General features: G+C 64.1%; 22 protein-coding genes and 1 tRNA gene. 14 read left to right on the top strand and 9 right to left on the bottom strand.

What is annotated here, in order from left to right:
• Positions 1–100 precede the first annotated feature (100 nt).
• From BSY18_RS10880 to BSY18_RS10860, 5 genes are all read left to right on the top strand, one after another.
• Positions 101–1,405, top strand: coding sequence for an isoprenylcysteine carboxylmethyltransferase family protein (locus tag BSY18_RS10880; protein WP_069050611.1), 1,305 nt, complete (start codon positions 101–103; stop codon positions 1,403–1,405).
• 78 nt (positions 1,406–1,483) lie between these two features.
• Complete coding sequence (locus BSY18_RS10875; protein ID WP_069050610.1) at positions 1,484–1,873, top strand: c-type cytochrome; 390 nt, start codon at positions 1,484–1,486, stop codon at positions 1,871–1,873.
• Positions 1,874–1,972: 99 nt separating this feature from the next.
• Positions 1,973–2,371 (top strand): Co2+/Mg2+ efflux protein ApaG, encoded by a 399-nt coding sequence (apaG, locus tag BSY18_RS10870; RefSeq protein ID WP_054134362.1) that lies wholly within the window; start codon positions 1,973–1,975, stop codon positions 2,369–2,371.
• 12 nt (positions 2,372–2,383) lie between these two features.
• Positions 2,384–3,196: a LysR family transcriptional regulator gene (locus BSY18_RS10865; RefSeq protein WP_069050609.1), complete on the top strand. Its 813-nt coding sequence runs from the start codon at positions 2,384–2,386 to the stop codon at positions 3,194–3,196.
• Entirely contained in the window at positions 3,193–3,735 is a 543-nt protein-coding gene (locus BSY18_RS10860; RefSeq protein ID WP_171900218.1) for a GNAT family N-acetyltransferase, read from the top strand. Before BSY18_RS10865 ends, BSY18_RS10860 begins: the two co-directional genes overlap by 4 nt.
• Here the strand turns inward: BSY18_RS10860 and BSY18_RS10855 are convergent.
• The 3 genes from BSY18_RS10855 to BSY18_RS10845 all read right to left on the bottom strand — a co-directional run bounded on the left by BSY18_RS10855 (position 3,704) and on the right by BSY18_RS10845 (position 7,868).
• Positions 3,704–4,972 carry a serine hydrolase gene (locus BSY18_RS10855; protein WP_171900217.1) on the bottom strand — a complete coding sequence of 423 codons (1,269 nt, stop codon included), beginning with the start codon at positions 4,970–4,972 and terminating at the stop codon, positions 3,704–3,706. The genes BSY18_RS10860 and BSY18_RS10855 overlap by 32 nt on opposite strands.
• A gap of 79 nt (positions 4,973–5,051) precedes the next feature.
• A complete protein-coding gene (parE, locus tag BSY18_RS10850) occupies positions 5,052–7,043 on the bottom strand; it encodes a DNA topoisomerase IV subunit B (RefSeq protein WP_069050607.1) in 1,992 nt (663 codons plus the stop codon).
• A gap of 75 nt (positions 7,044–7,118) precedes the next feature.
• Positions 7,119–7,868: a GcrA family cell cycle regulator gene (locus BSY18_RS10845; RefSeq protein WP_054134364.1), complete on the bottom strand. Its 750-nt coding sequence runs from the start codon at positions 7,866–7,868 to the stop codon at positions 7,119–7,121.
• A gap of 68 nt (positions 7,869–7,936) precedes the next feature.
• Between BSY18_RS10845 and BSY18_RS10840 the strand changes: the two genes are divergently transcribed.
• Entirely contained in the window at positions 7,937–8,815 is an 879-nt protein-coding gene (locus BSY18_RS10840) for an ABC transporter permease (protein ID WP_069050606.1), read from the top strand.
• Positions 8,816–8,845: 30 nt separating this feature from the next.
• Here the strand turns inward: BSY18_RS10840 and hspQ are convergent, their stop codons facing one another.
• Positions 8,846–9,172 (bottom strand): heat shock protein HspQ, encoded by a 327-nt coding sequence (hspQ, locus tag BSY18_RS10835; RefSeq protein ID WP_054134365.1) that lies wholly within the window; start codon positions 9,170–9,172, stop codon positions 8,846–8,848.
• 254 nt (positions 9,173–9,426) lie between these two features.
• Between hspQ and BSY18_RS10830 the strand changes: the two genes are divergently transcribed.
• Together BSY18_RS10830 and BSY18_RS10825 are read left to right on the top strand one after the other, a co-directional pair.
• Positions 9,427–9,516: transfer RNA gene (locus tag BSY18_RS10830), tRNA-Ser, on the top strand.
• A 505-nt stretch (positions 9,517–10,021) separates the two neighbouring features.
• Positions 10,022–11,644: an NAD(P)/FAD-dependent oxidoreductase gene (locus tag BSY18_RS10825; protein ID WP_069050605.1), complete on the top strand. Its 1,623-nt coding sequence runs from the start codon at positions 10,022–10,024 to the stop codon at positions 11,642–11,644.
• A 65-nt stretch (positions 11,645–11,709) separates the two neighbouring features.
• Here the strand turns inward: BSY18_RS10825 and BSY18_RS10820 are convergent, their stop codons facing one another.
• Positions 11,710–12,363, bottom strand: coding sequence for a CDP-alcohol phosphatidyltransferase family protein (locus BSY18_RS10820; RefSeq protein ID WP_054134171.1), 654 nt, complete (start codon positions 12,361–12,363; stop codon positions 11,710–11,712).
• A 212-nt stretch (positions 12,364–12,575) separates the two neighbouring features.
• Here BSY18_RS10820 and BSY18_RS10815 point away from each other — a divergent pair, with 212 nt between their 5' ends.
• Positions 12,576–12,812 carry a winged helix-turn-helix domain-containing protein gene (locus BSY18_RS10815; protein WP_083231428.1) on the top strand — a complete coding sequence of 79 codons (237 nt, stop codon included), beginning with the start codon at positions 12,576–12,578 and terminating at the stop codon, positions 12,810–12,812.
• Positions 12,813–12,861: 49 nt separating this feature from the next.
• On the opposite strand, the gene BSY18_RS10810 is transcribed toward BSY18_RS10815, so the two are convergent.
• A complete protein-coding gene (locus BSY18_RS10810) occupies positions 12,862–13,764 on the bottom strand; it encodes a LysR family transcriptional regulator (protein WP_069050603.1) in 903 nt (300 codons plus the stop codon).
• Positions 13,765–13,892: 128 nt separating this feature from the next.
• Here BSY18_RS10810 and BSY18_RS10805 point away from each other — a divergent pair, with 128 nt between their 5' ends.
• From BSY18_RS10805 to asnB, 5 genes are all read left to right on the top strand, one after another.
• On the top strand, positions 13,893–14,513 hold the full coding sequence (locus BSY18_RS10805; protein WP_069050602.1) for a glutathione S-transferase family protein: 621 nt from the start codon (positions 13,893–13,895) through the stop codon (positions 14,511–14,513).
• Positions 14,514–14,588: 75 nt separating this feature from the next.
• The gene (locus BSY18_RS10800) at positions 14,589–16,646 is read left to right on the top strand and encodes a 2Fe-2S iron-sulfur cluster-binding protein (protein ID WP_069050601.1); all 2,058 of its coding nucleotides are present in this window, start codon (positions 14,589–14,591) and stop codon (positions 16,644–16,646) included.
• Positions 16,643–16,918, top strand: a complete 276-nt coding sequence (locus BSY18_RS10795) for a hypothetical protein (protein ID WP_069050600.1) — start codon at positions 16,643–16,645, stop codon at positions 16,916–16,918. Before BSY18_RS10800 ends, BSY18_RS10795 begins: the two co-directional genes overlap by 4 nt.
• A 25-nt stretch (positions 16,919–16,943) precedes the next feature.
• The gene (locus BSY18_RS10790) at positions 16,944–17,408 is read left to right on the top strand and encodes a nuclear transport factor 2 family protein (RefSeq protein WP_054134177.1); all 465 of its coding nucleotides are present in this window, start codon (positions 16,944–16,946) and stop codon (positions 17,406–17,408) included.
• Positions 17,409–17,636: 228 nt separating this feature from the next.
• Positions 17,637–19,505 (top strand): asparagine synthase (glutamine-hydrolyzing), encoded by a 1,869-nt coding sequence (gene asnB / locus BSY18_RS10785; RefSeq protein WP_083231427.1) that lies wholly within the window; start codon positions 17,637–17,639, stop codon positions 19,503–19,505.
• Here asnB and BSY18_RS10780 read toward each other — a convergent pair.
• The 3 genes from BSY18_RS10780 to BSY18_RS10770 are packed head-to-tail and all read right to left on the bottom strand — an operon-like array spanning position 19,493 to position 22,784.
• On the bottom strand, positions 19,493–20,266 hold the full coding sequence (locus tag BSY18_RS10780; protein ID WP_069050598.1) for a formyltransferase family protein: 774 nt from the start codon (positions 20,264–20,266) through the stop codon (positions 19,493–19,495). The two genes, asnB and BSY18_RS10780, sit on opposite strands and share 13 nt — an antisense overlap.
• On the bottom strand, positions 20,263–21,486 hold the full coding sequence (locus tag BSY18_RS10775; RefSeq protein WP_069050597.1) for a prenyltransferase/squalene oxidase repeat-containing protein: 1,224 nt from the start codon (positions 21,484–21,486) through the stop codon (positions 20,263–20,265). Before BSY18_RS10775 ends, BSY18_RS10780 begins: the two co-directional genes overlap by 4 nt.
• 23 nt (positions 21,487–21,509) lie before the next feature.
• Positions 21,510–22,784 carry a glycosyltransferase gene (locus BSY18_RS10770; RefSeq protein WP_083231425.1) on the bottom strand — a complete coding sequence of 425 codons (1,275 nt, stop codon included), beginning with the start codon at positions 22,782–22,784 and terminating at the stop codon, positions 21,510–21,512.
• Between the last annotated feature and the right edge of the window lie 323 nt (positions 22,785–23,107).

Raw genomic sequence — 23,107 nt, 5'->3', positions numbered from 1 at the left:
TCGTGCGCGCGCGATGTATTTTGTCGCAAACTGGCGGCGGGTGCCGGCCCTGAATTTCCTTCATCCCTTGCTTACCAATATGGGTTAAGGAGGCTGCAACATGCCAAGCTCTGCTGCACCTCTGCATGATCCGTGTCCCCCCAGCGCCGTCAGCCATGGCGCTGGGCTGATCGGGCTTGTCGGGCTGATCGGCTGGGTGCTGCTGGCGCGGCACTATGCGTGGAACGGCCCCAATGCGGCGCTGGTCTGCTGCATCGCCACCGGGTTGCCGATGGTGCTGTGGTCGCTGCTGGTCGACAAGGTGCACCTGCGCCCCAGCACGGGGCTGGACTGGACGCATCCCAGGGCGGTCAAGGATGTCATCGATGCCAGCATGATCAAGCTCACCGGATTGTGGATGACCTGGGCGGGGATCGCCGCGATCTATGCGGTGGCGCGCTGGTACTGGATGGGCAACTACCAGTTCTCGATGAACGTGTTCATCTATGCCTCGCCTTTCCTGTTCTTCCTCTCGATCCCCTATGTCATCTGGATAGACCGCTATCTGAAGGACCCGCACGACGGCGCGTGGCATTTCGGTGCGATGATTTCGGGCCAGCCGGGCTGGGAGCGCGAGGCGATCTTCCACCACCTGCGCGCGTGGGCGGTGAAGGGCTTCTTCCTCGCCTTCATGCTGTCGATCGTGCCGGGCGGCTATGCCGATATCGTCAATGCCAATGTCGCCGAGATTGTGACCAACCCGGTGTGGATCGCCAACTGGCTGATCATCGCGATGTTCCTGGTCGATGTGCAGTTCGCCACCGTGGGCTATGCGCTGACATTGAAGCCGCTGGATTCGCACATCCGCACCGCCAACCCCTATATGGCGGGCTGGGCAGCGGCGCTGATCTGCTATCCGCCGTTCATCATGATGGGGGACAACGGCCCGCTCAACTATCACGTCAACACCGCCGACTGGGCCTATTGGTTCGAGGGCAACACGCCGCTGCTGATCGTCTGGGGCGCCTGGCTGGTGCTGCTGACCGGGATCTATGCCTGGGCGACGGTGGCCTTCGGGATCCGTTTTTCCAACCTTACCCATCGCGGCATCCTGACGCACGGGCCCTATCGCTGGACCAAGCACCCGGCGTATCTTTCCAAGAACGCCTATTGGTGGTTTGCCACCATGCCGTTTCTGGTCACCAGCGGCACCTGGCAGGATGGCGTGCGCAACGCCGCTTTGCTCGCCGCTGTGTCGGGGGTCTATTACTGGCGTGCGCGGACCGAGGAGCGGCACCTGATGGCAGACCCCGATTATGCGGCCTATGCCGCCTGGATGGACCGCCACGGCCCGGTGCCGCGGCTGATCGCGATGATCACCGGACGTCGCGTCAAGCCGGAGGCCATGCCCGCACCTGCCGAGTGATGTGACCGGCGCCTTGGAACCGCACCAGCTCGCGCCTATATCCCGCGCTTGCTAACCATCTGCGGAGCCTGGATTTTGATGATTGCCCCCAAGTCGCTCGTGCTTGCCGTGCTGGTCGCGACCACAGCCGCGCATCCCGCCGCCGCACAGGGTGGCCCCGCAGCAGGCGACCCCACGCGCGGCGCGAAGGTGTATGAGAGCAACTGCACCGGTTGCCATGCGCCCGATGCCAATGGTGTGGGCCCTGCGCATCGCGGTATCTTCGGGCGCAAGGCGGGCAGTGCGCCCGGCTTTGCCTATTCGCCGGGCCTCAAGAAGGCGAAATTCGCCTGGGACGCCGCGCGCCTCGACAAATGGCTCACCAGTCCGCAGGCGTTCATCCCAGGCGCAAAGATGGGGTTCCGCCTGGCCGATGCCCAGCGCCGCGCCGATGTGATCGCGTATCTGAAGAAGGAAAGCGGCAAATAGGCTCGCCTAGGCGCACGCTTCCAGGAATTTCTCCCGTGCCCCCTTTCGCCTCACCGGATTAAGAGGCATATTGTGGCCATGGACCGATTTTCAGACAGCATGGACAGGTTCTTCACCCACTCTGCCACCACCCAGGGCATCACGGTGCGGGTGGCGGTCAGCTTTCTGCCGGACCGGTCGCGCGCGGACAGTGCCCGTTGGTTCTGGTCGTATCACATCCGTATCGAGAATCATTCCGACAGCGCCGTGCAGCTGCTCACCCGCCACTGGGTTATCACCGATGGCCGCGGCGGCGTGCACCAGGTCGATGGCGAAGGCGTGGTCGGCGAACAGCCGGTGATCCTTCCGGGCAAGTCGCACGATTATGTCTCGGGCTGCCCGCTCACCACCCCAACCGGGCGGATGGAAGGCGTCTATCGGATGATGCGCGACGATGATGAGCTGATCGCGGTCGAAATTCCGCGTTTTCCGCTGGTCGCCCCGGCAGTTGCCGATTAATCAGCGCTCCTTATGAAGCGTACCCATCTTCCGCTCAACGGACTGCGCGTGCTCGATGCCGCTGCCCGCCATCTGAGCTTCACCCGCGCGGCAGACGAGCTCGCGGTGACGCCGGCTGCGGTCGGCCAGCAGATTCGCGCGCTGGAGGACATGCTGGGCGTCGTGCTGTTCCGCCGCACGCCCAAGGGGCTGGAACTGACCGACGAGGCTGGCGCCGGGCTCGATGCGCTGCGCGGCGGCTTTCTGCAGTTCGAGGAAGCCGTGCGCGCGATGCAGCAAGGCCAGTCGAGCTTCCGCCTGACGATCGCGGTGCCGCGGGACTTTGCCGCCAAATGGCTGCACCATCGGCTGATTGGCTATGCTGCCGCCAACCCCGAAATCCGCTACACTTTGGTCTCGGGCGACAGCGACATCGACTTCACCGAGGCGAACCTCGATTGCGCGATCCGGCTTGCCGATGGCCCGGCGGAGCTCGAGGGGGCGCAGATCGGCCCGGCGCAGTTCGTCACCGTGGCTGCGCCCGGATATGATGGCAATCGCGGGATCGAATGGCCCGGCTGCACGCGCGGACAACACAGCAATGATTCCGAAGACAGGGCGGTAATGCAGGTCGCCGATGCAGGACTTGGGCTGGATGCGGCAATTGCCGGCTTTGGCAGCGTGACCGTGCCCTATCTGCTCGCCGAACGCGATCTGACCGAAGGCAGGCTGGTGGCGATCGGCGAGGCTCGCCCGGCGCGGCGTGCCTATTGGGTGGTCGCGCCCACACCGCAATGGCGGCAGAAAAAGGTCCGCGCGCTGGTCGACGCGCTGACAGCGGCATGACCACGGTGGCGATGCCGGTGCTGACCAGCGAGCGGCTGGTGCTGCGTCAGGTGCGGAGCGACGATGCTGCAGCGCTGTTTCCCGTGCTTTCCGACGAAGCGCTGATGACCTGGTGGTCGTCGGGCCCGCACCGGTCGGTCGAGGAAACCCGCACCTATCTGGAACCGGCAGCTGTGGGCAACTGGCGCAGCTGGGCGATCACGCGGGCCGGCGAAGACATCGCGCTGGGCTGGGTCGCCGCGCATGACCGGCGCGAGAACGTCAGCGAGATCGGCTATATCCTGGCGCGCCCGGCCTGGGGGCAGGGGATTGCACGCGAAGCGGTGGCGATGGTGCTTGACCAGTTGCTGGTGACCGAAGGCCAGCGCCGCGTGTTTGCCGATACCGATCCTGAAAACATTCACTCGATCGGCCTGCTGACGTCGATGGGCTTTGTCCGCGAAGGCTATCTGCGCGCCGAATGGGAAACGCATATCGGCGTGCGTGACAGCCTGATCTTCGGTCTGCTCAGGGACGAGTGGCTGGCGCATCGCCAGTAGCCAGCCGATCGAGCAGCCGGGTCATCAGCTGGATAAAGCCGGGCTGGTCGATATCGGCGGCGGGGTTGTTGGCAAAAGCCGTGATCACATAGCTGTCGCCTTGCTTCGTGCGGGCGAGAAAGCTCATGCCCATGATCCCGGGCTCCGACCCGCCCTTGTAACCCAGATACGCCCAGCGTCCGGCGTTGACCGGAGGAATCCCGAAATTGACCTTGAGGATCGCGCGCGTCACCGGGTCGCCATCGCGCTCCAGCATCGCCAGCAGCCGCGCGACATCGGCGGGGCTGGCAAACCATTCGATCGTGTCGATCTGGTTGGGGCCGCCGGTATAGACTGCAAGATCAAGGTTCTTGAGCCGCAACGTGTCGCCCGCATCGGCGACAAGGCGTGTCTGTTCGGCATCGTCCGCGGCGAGGAAGCGGTCGCGCAGCGCCGCGTTCGCGGGCATCTTCAGCCCCGTCACCGCCTGGGTCGAGAGCAGCGGGATCATGTCCGACGGCCGGGAGTGTCCGCTCGCGCGGACGATCGCAGCAAGTTTTTCCTGGCCTATGGCGGCGATCAGCGTGTCGGTGGCGCTGTTGTCGCTGACCGAAACCATCAGCGTCGCCAGCGTCTGCAGCGTCATCGGCGCGGCGTCGGGCCAATCCTGCGCGATTCCCGAGGGATGCGATTTCTGCGACAGGGGCAGCACATCGCTCCATCGGCGCTCGCCCGCGCGCACCGCCCGGTCGATCTCGGCAAGTACGTACAGCTTGAACACCGAGGCAATGGCAAAGCGCTCATCCGGGCGGTGGCTGGCGATGGTCTGCGCACCGCTGGGGGTCAGCTGTTGCACGACAAAGCCGCTGCGACCGGGCAGCGCGGCGATATCTGCGGTGATCTGCTCTATCGTGTCGCCCTGTGTCCGCGATCCCGTGATGAACAGCCCCGAGAGCCTTCCGTCGAGCACGCCGATGGTGAAGGTGACCACCGCCTTGTCGAAGCGAATATCGATACTGGCCGATCGCACGTCCATCCGCCGCACCGCCTCGAGGGTCTGCGGCTCGCCGAACTGCGTCTTGAGCGAGGCGATTACCGAGGCCAATTGCTCGGGAGGGACCGCGGTAAGAAACGCGGGGTCGAAGATGTCCGGCGCCGCAGCCTTGCCCTGCATCAGCGCAAGAACATTGGCAGCGGGCTGGTCGAAAAGCGTTTGCGATGCGGGCGACGGCGGCGGGGGCGTCTGGGCGGCGACCATGAAGGGGCTCATCCACGCAACGACGACGAGCGCCCGGACTCCCCACCGCCGGGGAACGACAGACGGATGATGCGATCGGCTATGCGTCGATCGCTTCACGGTCGACCTGCGCCGCGTGGTTCTGGATGAAGTTGAAGCGGTGCTCGGGGTTCTTGCCCATCAGCTCGCCAACCAGCTCCTTGACCGCAGAATACTGCTCGTAATTGGGCGGCAGCGTGACCCGCAGCAACGATCGGCTCTGGCGGCTCATCGTCGTCTCGCGGAGCTGCCCGGGGTTCATCTCGCCCAGCCCCTTGAAGCGGCTGACCTCTACCTTCTTGCCCTTGAGGATCGTCCGTTCGAGCTCGGCGCGGTGCGCATCGTCGCGCGCGTACCAGCTCTTGGCGCCAACCACGAGCCGGTAGAGCGGCGGCTGGGCGAGGTACAGATGCCCTGCCTTGACGATATCGGGCATCTCCTGGAAGAAGAAGGTCATCAGCAAGGTCGCGATATGCGCGCCGTCGACATCGGCGTCGGTCATGATGATGATCCGGTCGTAGCGCAGCTGGCCCGGGTCGCAATGCTTGCCGGTCCCGCAGCCCAGCGCAAGCGCCAGATCGGCGATTTCCTGGTTGGCGCCGATCTTGGCGCTGTTGGCCGAAGCGACGTTGAGGATCTTGCCGCGGATCGGCAGGATCGCCTGGGTCTTGCGGTCGCGCGCCTGCTTGGCAGAGCCGCCCGCGCTGTCGCCCTCGACGATGAATATCTCGGTTTCCGCGCCCTCGACCCCGGTACCGTCGTTGCTGCAATCTGTGAGCTTGCCGGGAAGGCGCAGCTTGCGCGCGCTGGTCGCGGTCTTGCGCTTGACCTCGCGCTCGGCCTTGCGCTTCAATCTTTCGTCCATCCGCTCGAGCACCAGCCCGAGCAGCGCCTTGCCGCGCTCCATATTGTCGGTGAGGAAGTGGTCGACATGGTCGCGCACCGCGTTCTCGACCAGACGCGCCGCCTCGGGCGAGGTCAGCCGGTCCTTGGTCTGGCTCTGGAACTGCGGATCGCGGATGAATACCGAGAGCATCAGTTCGCTGCCGGTCATCACGTCCTCGGCGGTAAGCTGCGTCGCCTTCTTGTTGCCGATCAGCTCGCCAAAGCCGCGCAGCCCTTTCAGGATCGCGGCGCGCAGCCCTGCCTCGTGCGTTCCGCCATCGGGGGTCGGGATGGTGTTGCAATAGTAGCTGTAGCTGCCGTCGCTCCACAATGGCCAGGCGACCGCCCATTCGACCCGGCCCTTGCCATCGGGGAAATCCTGCCGCCCCGCGAAGAAATCCGAGGTCGCGCATTCGCGCCCGCCCAGTTGCTCGCGCAGGTGATCGGCGAGGCCACCGGGGAACTGGAACACCGCCTCCTGCGGCACCTTGTCATCGGACAGCTCGGCATCGCATTTCCAGCGGATCTCGACGCCAGCGTACAGATACGCCTTCGAGCGCGCGAGCGCGAACAGCCGCGCGGGCTTGAACTTTGCGCCTGCGCCGAAGATCTCCTCATCGGGCACGAAGCTGATCGTCGTGCCCCGGCGGTTGGGGGCAGCGCCCACCTTCTTGAGCGGGCCCAGCGGCGCGCCGCGCGAGTAGCGCTGCGCGTACAATTCCTTGTTGCGCGCGACCTCGACCAGGAGTTCGGTCGACAGCGCATTGACCACCGACACGCCGACGCCGTGCAGACCGCCGCTGGTGGCATAGGCCTTGTCCGAGAACTTGCCACCCGAATGCAGCGTGGTGAGGATCACCTCGAGCGCCGATTTGCCGGGAAATTTGGGGTGCGGATCGACAGGGATGCCGCGGCCGTTGTCGCTGATCGTCAGATGGTTGCCCGGGCGCAGCGTGACCTCGATCCGGCTGGCATGGCCTGCCACCGCCTCGTCCATGCTGTTGTCGAGAACTTCGGCCGCCAGGTGGTGCAGCGCGCGTTCGTCGGTGCCGCCGATATACATGCCCGGCCTGCGCCGCACCGGCTCAAGCCCCTCGAGCACCTCGATCGCAGAGGCATCATAGGTTTCGATAGGGGCTTGCGATTTTGCGAACAGATCGTCTGACATGCCGCCTGCTATAGGGCGCAATAGAGCGGTCCGGCAAGCACGCTGCCGGACTTATCCGCCGCTATCGAAGGTTGATCAGCGGACGCGTGGTCCGCCGAACGGCATGGGCGGGGGCGGGCGACGCGTGCCGCGGGGCAGCTGCGCCTGATAGGCACGTCCGCAATGTTCCACGCAGTACGGGAAGCCCGGATTGACCGCCTGGCCGCAGAAGTGGAAATCCGGCTCGCCCGGGTGACCCATCGGCCAGCGGCAGATGCGGTCGGTCAGATCGAGCAATGTGGTCTTGTCGGCAATCTCTGCGCTCGGACGGGCAGGGACCAGACGGCGCGGCGGGGCAGGCGGAATCGGCGCCTGCTGGTCGCCGGGGCCCTGACGCAAGAACCCGCCGGGACCGACCGAGACGATGCGCGGCTGCGGCTTGGGGGCTGCAACGGCGTCGGCTCCGGCATCCAGATCGCCTTCGTCCGCGTCATCGGCCACATCGGCGGCTTCGACAGGGCGCGGAGCAGGTGCAGGTGCAGGGGCTGGTGCCGGCGCGGCGCGCACGGGCTGGGCAGGAGCGTCGACCTTGAACGGCGGCGCATCGCTCGCAGCCTCAGCCTCGACCTTTTTGGCGGGCTTGGGTGCCTCCGTTTTCTTGGCGGGCTTGGGCTTGGCCTCGCCCGGCTTCACCGGCGAGGGACGCGACTTCAGGCCAAGGCGGTGCGCCTTGCCGATCACCGCGTTACGGCTGACCCCGCCCAGCTCTTCAGCGATCTGGCTGGCGGTGAGGCCTTTTTCCCACATGGTTTTGAGCTGATCGATGCGCTCGTCGGTCCATGACATGAACAGCAATTCCTTCTTGACCAATTGGGGCTTGCCCGGTCTGGTGTCCGCCGATAGGCGCAACCACCATGAACGATCAAGCACCAAATCCCTCCGCCGCCGCTGCTGCGGCGGGCAATCGGCCCGAATTGGGAACGGGTCCGGCCTTTGCAGAGCCAGGCACCGTCCGGATTGGCACGATCAACTGGGGAGGGTTGAAAGCCCTCTATATGAAAGAGGTGCGCCGGTTCTTCAAGGTCCAGTTGCAAACCATCTGGGCTCCGGCGATCACCACCATGCTGTATCTGGTGATATTCACGGTCGCTCTGGGGCGCAGCGGACGCACCGTGCTGGACGTGCCCTTCGCCGATTTCCTCGCCCCCGGGCTGATCGTGATGGCGATGATGCAGAACAGCTTTGCCAATTCCAGCTTCTCGCTGCTGGTCGGCAAGATCCAGGGCACGATCATCGATTATCTGATGCCGCCGCTGTCCGAGCTTGAAGTGCTGGTGTCGCTGGTCATCGCCGCGGTCACTCGCGCGTTTCTGGTCGGCGCAGCGGTGTGGCTGGCGATGCTGCTGTGGCCGGGGATCGACGTGACTCCGCAGCATCCGCTGGCAATATTGTGGTTCGGGCTGATGGGCGCGATGATGCTGGCGTTCATGGGCGTGCTGACATCGATATGGGCCGAGAAGTTCGATCACGCCGCTGCCATCACCAACTTCGTGGTCGCCCCGCTCGCGCTGCTTTCGGGGACCTTCTATTCGGTCGAGGCGATGGCACCAGCGTTCCGCACGCTCAGCCACGCCAACCCGTTCTTCTACGTGATCTCGGGCTTCCGCTATGGCTTCATCGGCTCGGCCGATTCGCCGCTGCTGCTGGGCGCGGGGTTGTTGCTGGCGATCAACGTCGCGCTGGGCTTTGCCTGCTACGCATTGCTGCGCTCGGGATGGAAGCTGCGCTCCTGATCCGGGCTTAAACCCGGATACGGCCGAAAATCAGTGCATCGTGCGCAGGCGGTAGCGACCCTCGCTGAACGGACCGAACAATTGCGGCACCGCGGGATGATCGACCGGCTCGCCGCTGTCGTCGGTCACGAGGTTCTGCTGGCTGACATAGGCGATATAGCTGTTCTCCGCATTCTCGGCGAACAGGTGATAGAAGGGCTGGTCCTTGGCAGGGCGCAGCTCTTCGGGAATCGATTCGTACCAGTCGTCGCTGTTGGCGAACACGGGGTCGATATCGAACACCACCCCGCGGAAATCGAAGATGCGATGCCGCACCACATCGCCAATCGCATAGCGCGCGCGGGATATGCGCGGCATGATCACGCCGCCGGGAGACTGGGTGACCCCCGACGCATCGTCATTGCCGGATCGGAAGGAATTGTTGCTCATATCCTCAATCTAGGGTGTTGCGCCGCAGCATACAAGCTTTCCGCATCTGCACAGCAGGTTTCCCCTTGGCAAGCCGCAATGCCTGCGCTAATGGCCCGCCTTCCCGCAGATCGACCACATCGCTTTCTGCACTGCGGGAACCCGTTCGGGCGTCAAGGCATGTTCCCTGACCCAGCCAGGCCGGAGAGGTGGCAGAGTGGTCGAATGTACCGCACTCGAAATGCGGCGTGGGCGCGAGCTCACCGTGGGTTCGAATCCCACCCTCTCCGCCAGGGCGACTACCTGAAACCTCGGTGAAGCCGACATTTATGTGGTTGACCCTTCTGTCATGCAACTCCCTGAGCATCCAATGCTCATGATTGTCATGCTCTTTGAGATACCCAACCTGGTCAGATAGCGTTGCCATCCTGCGATCCTGTCAGGGCGTCGATTAGTTTTCGCGTGATCCGGCATCCGGCCCGGCCTCATCCTTCCCCCATACGCCCAGCCGCTGTGTTCAACAGCCATTGTCGATCAGGTCGGCCATTACCACGGCTATTGATGCACCAGGCAGGCGTGCGGTGAGATGCTTGGTCGCGGCATCATGGGCGCTGTGCTGCGGATGCCATCGAGACTGCCCGGGATGAGCACGACACGGCGGCGCTTCGGCGGATTTTCGAGCACTTTGGCTCAGGCCCGGAGGTGTTACCTGGCCATTCTTCTGCTGCACAATGCGTTTGCGACAGGCTGCACATGAGTGATTGGCATTCTGTGCCATCCGTCTACTAACGTTGCACAATGCTCCGCATCACCGAACTCACCCTGCCGCTCCATCATCCGGACGAAGCGCTGCCCGCCGCCATCTGCAAGCGGCTGCGGATCGGCCCACGCGATCTGATTCGCCACGTCGTTGCGCGCCGCGGGCATGATGCGCGCGACAAGGCCAACATCCAGCTGGTCTATTGCGTCGATGTGAACGTGAAGGACGAGACCGCGGTGCTCGCGCGCTTTCGCAAGGATCGCAACGTCCAGCGCACCCCGGACCCTCGTTATCATCTGGTCGCCAAGGCACCTGCAAGCGGCACTTCGAAGCGGCCCGTGGTCATCGGCGCAGGGCCATGCGGCCTTTTCGCCGGGCTGATACTGGCCCAGATGGGATTTCGACCCATCATCCTCGACCGGGGCAAGGTCGTTCGTGAGCGGACCAAGGACACCTGGGGCCTTTGGCGACGCGGGGTCCTCAATCCGGAATCGAACGCCCAATTCGGGGAGGGGGGTGCGGGCACATTCTCCGATGGCAAGCTTTACAGCCGGATCAAGGATCCGTGCAATCGCGACCGCAAGGTTCTGACCGAATTCGTCAAGGCCGGGGCACCGGCCGAGATCCTGACCGAGGCGCATCCGCATATCGGGACGTTCCGGCTGGTGACGATGGTCGAGAGCATGCGCAGGACCATCGAGGAGCTCGGCGGCGAATATCGCTTCTCAAGCCGCGTCGATGGAATAGACATTGCCATCGACTCCAGGGGCGATCGCCGGGTTCGCGGCATCCACCTGAGCACCGGTGCGTATCTGGAGGCCGATCATGTCGTGCTGGCGATCGGCCACAGTGCGCGCGACACGTTTGCGATGCTGCATGCCGCCGGGGTCCATGTCGAGGCCAAACCGTTTTCAATCGGGGTCAGGATAGAACACCCGCAATCGTGGATCGACAGATCGCGCTTCGGCGTCGATGCAGGCAACCCCATTCTCGGTGCAGCCGAATATCACATTTCGCACCACTGCAGTAATGACCGGACGGTCTACAGCTTCTGCATGTGCCCCGGCGGCACCGTGGTCGCTGCGACGTCCGAAGAAGGCCGCGTAGCCACCAACGGCATGAGCCAGTATTCACGCAACGAGCGCAACGCGAACTCCGGCTTGGTGGTCGCGATCGATCCCGCGCGCGACTTCCCGGGCGATCCGCTCGCAGGGATAGAGCTGCAACGCCACTGGGAGTCGCTGGCCTATGTCGCGGGTGGATCGAGCTACAAGGCCCCGGCCCAAAGGCTGGGCGACTTTCTGGCGGGTCGCCCCTCTCAAGCGCTTGGGTCGGTCATTCCATCCTACAAACCCGGCGTGCACATGACGGATCTTGCGCAATGCCTGCCCGACTATGCCGTCGTCGCGATGCGCGAGGCGCTTCCCGTATTCGGTCGGCAGATTCCGGGTTATGATCACCCCGACGTTCTGATGACTGGCGTCGAGACCCGCACGTCATCCCCGATCCGCTTTACCCGGGGTGACAATTTTCAAAGCCTGAACACCTTGGGGCTTTTTCCAGCAGGCGAAGGTGCGGGCTATGCCGGGGGCATCCTTTCGGCCGCTGTCGATGGGATCAAGATTGCCGAGGCGGTGGCAATGAGCCTGCGAGACGCCTGAAAGCATCCAGGTCGCGTCGGCGCGCAGTGTCCTGAAAGTGTGGCCTTGGACGCCTCTAACCGGGATTATTTTCTCAGTGCGTGCAGCTTGCGCCCGGTGACCGCAGTCTGGACGATGAACAGGACCATCATCCCTGCGCCCATGGCAGTGATGAACAGATCAAATGGGGAAAGGCCCGTGCCCATCACCGTTGTCGGCCGTGTGGTGAACATCGCAAGGCTCATAGCGATCAGGATGAGCCGCAATTCGGTGGGTCCGGCAGCCAGATAGGACAACCGAAATTCGCCTGTGACACGGGCCGCCAGAAATGTGTGGATCGATAACAGCAGATAGCTGCCCAGCGCGAACATCGCGACATCCATGCGAATGAAAGCAGTCAGACCCAGACCCACGACGATGATCAGGTTGGACAAGGCATCCATGCTGTGATCGATGAAGTAGCCGTAATTTGGCCGCTCGATCTTGCGGTAGCGTGCCAGGCTGCCATCCAGCGAATCGCCAAACCAGTTGATGAAGAATCCGGCAATCGCCAGCCAAAGCCATTCGATCCGGTACAGGCTGAGACCATAGCCTGCAAAGATGGTCAATGCGCCGCAAAATCCCATCAACGTCAGACCATCGGGAGACACCCATGCAGGCAGGCGCGCGCACAGCCAGTTGAGCAGCCTGCGTTCAGCAGCCGCGAGCAGATTGCCTTGTATCCGGCTTACGGCGCTCATGGCCGCTGCCGTGCAGAAGCTGGCGGATTAGATGAGTAAAGGGTTACGGTCATTCAAAAGTCCTTGGTAAGTTCGTGCCTTCCGCCGCGCACCAAGAGGGGGCTATAGGACAATTGGCGAAAAGATCGAGGCTGACGTAAAAAATCTGTCACAATGCTGGCTTGCAGTTGCCGGCTGCGAGGGCCTGATCGTGGCGCCAAAGCGGTCGGACATTGTCCGACAGACCCGGACGGGTGATCACCCACGAAAACCTCCTCGAGCATGTCTGGGGACCGGCGCATCGGCAGGATCTGGATTATCAGCGTGTCGCCGTGCGCGCACTCCGCAAGAAGGTGGAGGCCGATCCTGCCAGCTGCGGGCTGATCATCAACAAGCCTGGCGTCGGCTATCGCATCGCAATCGAAGCACGAGCGCGCGCGCTTCGTTCTTCCCCGATCCTGTCCACCTGATCCCGCTGCTGCTGGCAGCTTCTGTCAAGAAAGTGGGTGATCTGCGGACCTAGCGAGGATTGATCACCGGATCGCTACGCAGCCTGCTGGCGGCAAAATCGATGAAGGCGCGAACTTTCGCCGAGGCGCGTCTGCCCTCGAGGTGGACCAGATGCACGGGCAGAGGGGCGCGTTCGAAGCTTTCCAGCACCAGCCTTATGCGGCCTGCGGCAATCGACGGGCCGACCTGATAGGATAGCAGCCGGCTGATTCCCCAACCGCTCTCGACTGCCTGGACCACCGCGGCGTTGGAATTGCACACCAGCGCCGGGTTGATGCGCACCGCAAGGCTGTCATCCTTGCCGAAGCGCCATTCCTGAATGCCGAGCGAGCTTGTCGCGACGATCAGACGGTGAGCGGCAAGGTCACCTGGATGCTGGGGGACGGCGTGGCGCTTGAGATAGTCGGGCGACGCACAGATCACCGACCGCACCGAACCGACACGGATGGCGGCCATGCTGGAATCGCCAAGATGGCTGATGCGCAGCGCGACATCCATGCCCTCTTCCAGCAGGTTGGTCACCCTGTCCAGCAGCAGAAGCCGTCCGGTCACATCGGGATGCTGGTCAAGGAAGTCGAGCAGGATCGGCGCGATGTACAATCGGCCGAACATCACCGGGGCAGTGATGGTGAGCAACCCCCGCGGAGAGGCATGCAGCCCCTGCGCTGCAGCCTCGGCATCGTCCAGTTCCTGTAGAAGCCGCTCGACATCGACCAGATAGCGATGCCCCGCCTCGGTCAGCGAGACACTGCGGGTGGTGCGGCTGAACAGCCTTGTCCCGATGCGGTCTTCCAACGCCGCGATCGCCCGGGTCACCGCAGGTGGGCTCATTCCCAGCTGCCGCGCGGCCGCCGCGAAGCCGCCACTGCGCGCGACGGCGGCGAACACCTGCATGGCATGCAATCGATCCATTGCCGGTGCTTAACATTGTTTCGTCAGATGGAATAGTTTCTTTCATTCGCCGGTCATTCTTCCAAGCGCGCGATCAGCGTATCTCTTGGGCATCCGGTTCGACCGGCCCCCAACCGAAGGAATGCCAGATGAAACTCTATACCCACCCGCTCTCCGGCCATGCGCACCGCGCCAGCCTGTTCCTTTCGCTGATCGGTGCAGACGTCGAAGAGATCGTGGTCGATCTCGCTGCAGGCGAGCACAAGAAGCCCGAATTTCTCCAGCTCAACCGCTTCGGGCAGCTGCCAGTGCTGATCGATGGCGACACCGTGATCGCGGATTCCAATGCGATCCTCGTGTATGCCGCGCGCAAGTTCGGCCGCACCGACTGGCTGCCCGATACCGCTGAGGGCGCGGCCGCTGTTCAGCGCTGGCTGTCGGTCGCCGCCGGACAGATCGCCTTCGGCCCGGCCGCAGCCCGCCTGATCACCGTGTTCGGGGCGAAGTTCAACGCTGAGGAAGTTATTGCGCGCGCCCATGCAGTGCTGGGCCAGATCGATGCCGAACTCAAGGGGCGCAACTGGATCATCGGCGCCGCTCAGCCGACGATCGCCGATATCGCGCTGTACAGCTACATCGCCAACGCGCCCGAGGGCAATGTCGATCTCGCTGGCTATCCGCAGGTCCTCGCCTGGTTGCGCCGGATCGAGGCGCTCGAAGGGTTTGCGCCCTTCCAGCGCACCGTCGCAGGGCTGCGCATCGCCGCCTGATCGTCCCGCCGGGCTGGCAGCGCCCCCCGAACACGCTGCCAGCCCGCCTTTCCCGCATCGCCAGAGGAGTTCGACATGACACCCACCGATCCAAAAGCACCCTGGCACGCAGGCGAGGTGGCGATGCAGCAGACGGTCGGCGCCGCCGATCGGATGACCACAATCGGGGGCAAAATCGTGCGTGACTTCATGCCCGATCAGCACCGCGACTTCTATGAGCAGCTGCCGGTGATCGTGGTGGGCGCGGTCGATCCGCAGGGAGACGCCTGGGCGACACTGGCGGTGGGCAATCCCGGTTTCGTGTCCTCGCCCGATCCCCGCACGCTGGACTTTGCGCTGCAGCGCGACCTTCTCGACCCGGCAGATGCCGGGCTCGGCGATGGCGATGCGGTGGGGCTGCTCGGGATCGAGCTCCATACCCGCCGCCGCAACCGGATGAACGGCACGCTCCGCCGCACCGGCGCGGATGGGCACCGTGTCGAGGTCGTTCAAAGCTACGGCAACTGCCCCCAATACATTCAGCTGCGCGACTTTTCCTTCGTACGCGATCCTGCGCTCCCCTCGCAGGCCCAGCGCGAGGAAGCGGTTGTCCTCGACGGCCTGGCCCGTGAAATCGTCGCTGCCGCAGACACCTTCTTCGTCGCCTCTTATGTCGATACCGATGCGGGCCGTCAGGTCGATGTGTCGCACCGCGGCGGCAAGAGCGGCTTCGTGCGGATCGATCCGGGCGGCACGCTCACCATTCCCGATTTTGCCGGCAACCTGTTCTTCAACACATTGGGCAACATCCTGGTCAATCCGCGCGCCGGCCTGGTTTTTACCGATTTTGCGACAGGAGATGTCGTGCAGATGACCGGCACGGCTGAGGTCATTCTCGACTCTCCGGAAATTTCGGCCTTCCAAGGCGCGGAGCGGCTGTGGACCTTCAGCCCGCGCCGGATCATCCTGCGGCGCGGCGCGCTGGCGCTGCGCTGGGCGATGCGCACGAACGGCTGGTCGCCCAATGCATTGATGACGGGAGACTGGGACACCGCGACCCGGCGCATCGAGGCCGAAGCTCTCGCCAGAAGCTGGCGGCCCTTTGTGGTCACCGATGTCGTCGACGAAAGCAGCACGATCCGCTCGTTCCATCTGATGCCGAACGACGGCAAGGGGCTGATCGCCCACAAGGCGGGCCAGCATCTGCCGATCCGGGTCACGCTGCCGGGCGATACCGACCCGATCTTGCGGACGTACACAATTTCCTGCGCGCCGTCCGACGCCGGCTATCGCATCAGTGTGAAGCGCGATGGCCGTGTCTCGCGGTTCTTGCACGATCATGTGCGGCAAGGCAGTGTTATCGAGGCCAAGGCCCCCGCAGGTGGCTTCACCATCGATGCTGCAGCCACCCGCCCGGCAGTGCTGGTCGCTGCAGGTGTCGGGATCACGCCGATGCTGGCGATGCTGCGGCAGGTCGTCTTCGAGGGGCTGCGTACCCGCAGCACTCGCCAGACCTGGCTGATCCACACCGCGCGCAACCGGGCGGAACGCGCTTTCGATGCCGAGATCGATGCGCTGGTCGCCGCTGCGCAGGGCGCAGTCAGGGTTGTGCGCATCGTCAGCCAGCCGGGCCCCCATGAGCGGACCGGCCGCGACCATGATGGCGTGGGCCGGCTGACGGCGGACACCTTCCGCCAGATCCTGCCCTTTGGTGATCACGACTTCTATCTGTGCGGCCCGGGCGGCTTTATGCAGGACCTGTACGACGGCCTGCGCGATCTGAGCGTCACCGACGCGCGCATCCACGCCGAGGCGTTCGGTCCGTCCGCTCTGGTCCGCAGGCCGGACCAGGGCGCAGCCGTTCCGCAGCTTCCACAACCCTCCGCCACCAGCGTCACGGTGGTGTTCACCGCATCGGCCAAGGAAGCGCGCTGGCAGCCCGCCAGCGGTTCGTTGCTCGAGCTGGCAGAATCGCGCGGATTGAAGCCCGAGCACAGCTGCCGCGCCGGATCGTGCGGATCGTGTGCGGTGCGGCTGCTCAAGGGCAAGGTCGCCTATCCCGTTCCACCCACCGCGCCGGTCGGTCCCGGCGAAATCCTGGTCTGCTCGGCGGTTCCCGCCGATGGCAGCGAAGCCTTGGAGATCGAACTATGACCTGCGACCCGCATGCCAACCTGCACCTCGGCCTCTCGGCAGAGGCCATGGTGCTGATCGACTCGCAACTGGGAGATCGACCGACGCCTGGCGCAAACAAAAAGGTTCTGTTGCCGCTGCTGATGGCCGCCATTGCCCTGCTGACGCTGCTCCCCGGCGGGCCCTCCGTCCAGAAAAGCGGCTTTCGTCAGCTGGCGAGGGCAATGGAATGCGCAAGCCCTTGCAACGAACCGCCCATGATCGCTGCTCGCGCTCCCATGGTGTCCCATTGAGTTTCAGCCAAAAAGGAACTGCCCGATGTCCCGTCCGCCTCTGCCCCCGTTCACAGAAGATTCCGCGCGCGAGAAGGTCCGCCTGGCCGAGGATGGCTGGAACAGCCGCAACGCTGCCAAGGTGACTCTGGCCTACACGCGCGACAGCCAATGGCGCAACCGCGCCGAGTTCCCGACAGGCCATGCCGAGATCGAGGCATTCCTGACCCGCAAATGGAACCGCGAGCTCGACTATCGCCTGATCAAGCAGTTGTGGACATTCGGCGGCAACCGCATCGCGGTTCGCTATGCCTATGAATATCATGATGACAGCGGCCAGTGGTTCCGCGCCTATGGCAACGAGAACTGGGAGTTTGATGCAGACGGCCTGATGGCCAGGCGCTTTGCCAGCATCAACGAACACCCGATCACGCAAGCCGAGCGCAAATTTCACTGGCCGCTAGGCCGCAGGCCAGATGATCATCCGGGCCTCGACGATCTGGGGTTGTGAGAGAAAAAGGCCAAATCACCGGTTGCGGCTGGACGACGGTCGCTGGGGCTCTGGCTTGCAGGAGCCGCATTCTGGTTTGCCCGGGGCGAATTGCCTTTCTGCCGGGAACTGGACAACCCGGCGCGATTACATGACTTCGATCGGTTAGCTGTAGGATGAGACTCCGAAACACGTGGGGCGATGCATCGAATAGTGTTTTGCTAACCGTTTTTCGCTAAGTATCGGGCGATGTGCGGCATTGTTGGACTGTTATCTGCAGACGCTCCGGATCGGCTGGCAAGCCGTATAGCCGCCATGAACGCGGCGATCGTCCACCGTGGGCCCGACGATGCTGGCGTGCATCTTGCACCCGGGCTTGCCCTGGCGATGCGGCGGCTGGCGATCATCGATCTCAGCACCGGCCACCAGCCGATGATGACTTCGGATGGCGTCACCATTGTCTTCAACGGCGAGATCTACAATTTCCAGTCGTTGCGCGTCGAGCTTAAATCCAGAGGCTATGTCTTCCGGACCCGATCGGACACCGAGGTCATCCTCAATCTCTATCATGCCGAAGGGGTGGCGGCCTTTGCCCGCCTGCACGGCATGTTCGCGATTGCGATCCATGATCCGCGCAGCAACGAGCTGATCCTCGCGCGCGATCAGGTCGGCATCAAGCCGCTCTATATTGCGGAACATGACGGCGAATTCCTCTTTGCCAGCGAGATCAAGGCGATCCTCGCCGCGCTGCCGGGCCGGCCTGCAATCGATCCGCAGGCGGTTTGGGACTATCTGTCCCTCCGCTTCATGGCGCCTGATCGCACGATCTGGGCCGGCATCGGCAAGCTTGGCCCAGGCCAGATGCTCAGGCGCAACCTTGGCGATGGCCGCCAGACCATCGAAACCTACTGGCGTGCCGATCTGACACCCGGGGCGCTCGAGCCGGGGCGGGATTATGCCCGCGAATTTGCCGACCAGTTCATCGCAGCGGTCGACAGCCACATTATTGCGGCCGATGTGCCGGTTGGCGCGTTTCTCTCGGGCGGGCTCGATTCCGGGGCGATCGTGGCGGCGGCGAGCCAGCTTGGCCATCGCGATTTCCACACCTTCTCGATCAGCGGCGATGGCGCGGGCGGCGATGACGAATTGCCGCTGGCGCGCGCCGTTGCCGAGCGGTTCGGCACGACGCATCATGAAATCCGCATGGCGCGGGCCGACTATTTCGATGCACTCGACGATGTGGTCCGCGCCTTTGACGAGCCCTATGGCGATGCGACCGGCGCTGCGCTCTATCTGCTCTCCTGCAAGGCGAGCGAGCATGTAAAGGTCGCGATGTCGGGCGAAGGCGCGGATGAGCTGCTGCTTGGCTATACCCGCGCAACCGACCTTGCCACCCTGGCCAAAGTGGAGCGGCGCTATGGCCATGTGCCCCGGTCCTTGCTGGGTCTGGCCGCGCGTTTCGTCTCGCCCGATCGCGCATCGATCTTGCGCGCGATGGCGAAAGGGGGGCCTGGCGCCTATCGCCGGGGCATGGCTGCGCACATCGGCTGGACGATCAGTGATGCCGAAAAGGCGGCGTTCTGGCGAGGTCCGCCGATGGTGCCCAGCTTCGATCTGGTGCAGGGCTGGTACAGCCTTGCAGATACGGTCAACCCGCTGGCGCAAAGCCAGCAGGCCGATTTCGGCACCTGGCTGGTCGAGGATCTGCTGATGAAGGCGGACAAGATGGCCATGGCGGCATCGCTGGAAACGCGCGTGCCCTTCCTGCACCTGCCGCTGGTCGAATGGTGCCAGAAGACGCCGATAGAGGCGAGGATCGGCGCGCAGGGACAATTCCGCACCAAGGCGGTGCTGCGTGATTTTGTCGCCACGCGCTTGCCCGATGCGGTGCTGAATGCGCCCAAGCGGGGTTTCCCGCTGCCGATATTCCCATGGTTTGCCGAGCGGCTGCGCGATGCAGGCGGCTATGTTCCGGTCAGCCGGGAATTCCACAACTGGATATCGCTCGATGGCCTTCAGCCGATCGTCGCGCGCGCCTGCGCCAACGAACGCCGTGCGCTGGAACAACTGTGGGGTATCGCGATGTTCGATCGCTGGTGCGCAGCCTATGCCGATTGAGTCAGGCGCTGTTCGAGCACCTCGACGATCAGCGGATGCATGGTGAAATACTGCCGCCCATCCTCGCGCCGCTGGGGTGTCGCCGCAGGCGGCTCACCGCTCGCCACCATCCGTGCCACCAAATCCGCGAGCGCTGCGGTCTGGGCCTGATCCACTGCGTGGCGCAGCGTGGCGACATCGCGCAGGCCTTGCCGGGCGACAGGGACGGTTGAGATGATCCGTCCGGTATCGATGCCGGGATCGATCCAGTGCAGCGTGGCGCCCAGCGGGCCGTTTTCCCACGCTGCCCATTCGGCGACATTCATCCCGCGATAGCGTGGCAGCACCCCCATATGCGCATTGAGCACGCCAAGCCGGGGCAGAGCGAGCAGCGGCGCGCGCAATATGCCGGCGCCTGAATGGATCATCAGGTCGATTGCTTCTGCCCGAAGCCGATCGAGCGATGCCGAAGATGCAAGGTCGGGCAGGTCGACAAGCGGGATGGCGTGCTGCGCGGCATAGCTGGCCGCATCCAGCCTTTGGCCGGAATGGCCCGGCTCTGTTGTCCCGTCCTCGCGTCGAGTGCCGAACTTCGAGAGCAGCTTGTCCGTCAGGCCCCGCGGTCCGCGCTCCAGGATCAGCTGGCGCAGCCGTGCTCCGGCGGGCGCGAGAGGTGGTTGCTCGCAGACGATCACATCGGGTTGCACGCCGCGCGCCGCCAGCGCGGAGCCGATCACTGCACATTTGAAGGAATGCCGATGCGTGAGCAGCGCGATCTTCATGGCGGCGTGCCGGCCGCCTGCAGCAGCGCGCGCTTTTCGATCAGGGCGTCGATGAAGTATTTCGCGGCCCAATTGGGCAGCGCCTTGGGAATGTAGCTGCCCCATACCGGGTCCGATCCGCCGATCCCTCCGGCCAGTCCCGGGTTCACATTGTCGCGCAGCTGCGCGTGCTTGACCAGGTCGAGCGCCTTGAAGCCCGCATTTGCAAAGCGCCAGTCGCCTTCATGCCGCGTCAGGGCAAACCAGATCAGCGCCATCTGGGCATTGCCGGTCAGGCATTGCGGGTGTTCCACCTCGCGCCAGCGCCAGTCGAGCACCCCGGGGAGCCACCGGGACAGTTCGAGCCGCCGCATGATCCCTTCGGAAGCCTGGCGCGCCGCGGCAATCCCGTCTTCGCGTTTCAGGATCAGGCTGCTCGTCAGGACACCGGCCACCGTATAGGCGATGGTGTGGGTATAGGCGGTTCGGCCACTATGCTGGTCGTCGGTAAATCCGGCCAGGTCGAACCAGCCGGTTGCCCTGTCCTGTTGCGCAAGGACCCAGTCGAGATGCCGTTCCGCGCTGGCCAGTGCCGCGCTGTCGCCAAAGGCTTCGCCATATTCAGCCAGCCAGCAGCTCAGATGAGCCGCATAGGTTGCAGCGACATCCAGATAGAAATGGCGGCGAAAGGCACCGTCTTCGTCCTGCACCGACATCAGCCACGCCGCGCAGCGGGCAGCAGCGGTCTGAGCGCCGGTGTCGCCCGTGCTGCGCGCCCAATGGGTCAACCCATGCAGGATCTGGGCGCTGTTGAACGGCGATGGCCTAGTGCGGTTTTCCAGCACCTCTCCCCCGGGAAAGGCACCATCGGGCAGTTGCAGGCCCAGCAGAAAGTCGATCGCCCGCGCCGCACGGTCGTGCCATTCCGGCTCGTCCCATAGGTCAGCAAGCTTCAGCAGGGTGGGAATGATATAGCCGGTGGTTTCCGGGTAGCTGGATGACCACCCGCGCGCGAGCTTGTAACGCCCTGAAAAGCCGCCATCGTTCTGGCTGTCCTGTGCGGCGGCGAGCCAGCAGGCGGCAGCGCGCATCGCCGCGTCATCGTGCGCGCCAGCCTCGTCGATCGAGCCACGACCGCTGACCTGGTGGAGCAGATAGGCGCCATGTCCGGAAACCCAGGGCCGACAATCAAGCACATCGCGGGCAGCAGTTTTCAAGGCCGCAAGCATGCCCTTATCCATGGATATCGGGCCTCAAGGCCGGGCTAACGGAGGATTTCGGCAATGGCTGCATCCACTTGTTGAAACTGGGTTTCGCGAAGATAGGCATGGGTCGGACCTTCGGGCAGATCGGGCAGTCGGCCGCCATGGGCGTCCTTTTGCGCCAGCCATTCGACCAGTTGGCGGGCGATATCGTCCGGATGGGTCATCACCACGCCAAAGGGTCCTGCTCGCACGATATCCGCTGCTTCGCCGGTATCCGACCCGATTGTCAGGATCGGGCGCCGGGCGCCAATGTACTCGAAGACCTTGCCCGGAATGATCGAGTCCTCGGCCGGGTCGTTCCAGCGGCAGAGTAGCAAGACATCGGCCTCGCGCTCAAGCTTCAGGATATCGCGGCGCGGGACAGGCTGACGCAGCTCGATGCAGTCCGCGACGCCGAAATGCGCGGCGCCCGATACCACCGCCGATTCCTCGTCGTGGAAGAAAACGACCCGGATGCGCGCGCGCACCGAGGCATCGAGCTTGGCCAGGGCCGCCAGCAGCACGGTCGGCTCGCGCTGGCCGGCATAGATGATTCCGGCATGGACGATGGTCAGCCGGTCAGGATCATGCGCGGACACCGTGTCGAGGGTATCGAAATCATCCGCGCCAAAGCCGTTATAGCTCAGCGTCACCGGCCGACGGAGCGCGCGGCTGACGCGACTGGCTGCACCGCGAGTGAGCGCGACATGGCCCGCCGCCTGGGCCAGGGTGCCCCAGGCGTGGCGCCGCTGGATCGGATCGAACAGCGGGTGGCCATCGTTATAGGGGTTGCCCGCCCAGAGGTCGCGCAGTTCGGCAAGCCAGGGCCGGTTCAATCGCCGCGCGATCTGGCAGGCCACGACATGGCCGGAATGCGGTGGTGCGGTGGAGTAGATGAGGTCGGGCTGCCATTCTTCCGCCATCGCGACGGCCTGCGCCACCGCCGGCTTGATCCAGCTGTGATACCGGTCGGGAAAATGGGCGATCTGGCGATACAGCGTCTGGAGGCTTGCCAGATAGGGATTGGAGCGGCTCTCGCGTTTGACCAGCAGCTTCTTGACGCTGCCCACCGTCTGTACGAGGGGCGGGGATGCCTGGCCGAAGGGGATGTACCTGACCGCCTCTGGTGCAAGGCAGTGATCCAGTTGGCCGGCGATCGCCGGGTTCTCCAGTGCAATCACGCGCACATCATGGCCCTGATCGCGCCACCAGCGCACCAGCATCGGCGCCCGCACTGCACCCAGCGGGGAGTATGGCGGGAAAAACCCTGCAACAAGCAAGATGCGATGAGGCATCGATCCGCGTCCTGTCAGGAACCGACAGGTGATTTAGAGGATTGGAGCTCCATGACGGGCACGCGGATGTGGCTTGCTGTGCTCAATGTTTCAAACTTTGCCATTCTTTAGGTTTTGAATTTGGAATGCCGCCGGTCACGATGAAGCCTTCGAAGAACAAATAGTGGCTTGGCCGCAATACACATCGGTCTACCCAAACTATTTGGACGACATCGAAGAGGCGGCTGAACAAAAAACGTGGGTGATGCCCCATGGATTCCGGCTGCGACCCGATCCGATGCAAGCATCACCCAATATCCTATCCCAGCGCGAATCCGCGACCG

Origin of the sequence: Blastomonas sp. RAC04 (assembly GCF_001713435.1) — a bacterium.
GTDB classification, from domain to species: Bacteria; Pseudomonadota; Alphaproteobacteria; order Sphingomonadales; family Sphingomonadaceae; genus Blastomonas; species Blastomonas fulva.
The sequence above is the reverse complement of the archived record's forward strand: the minus strand, read 5'-3'. Positions and strand labels throughout refer to the sequence as shown.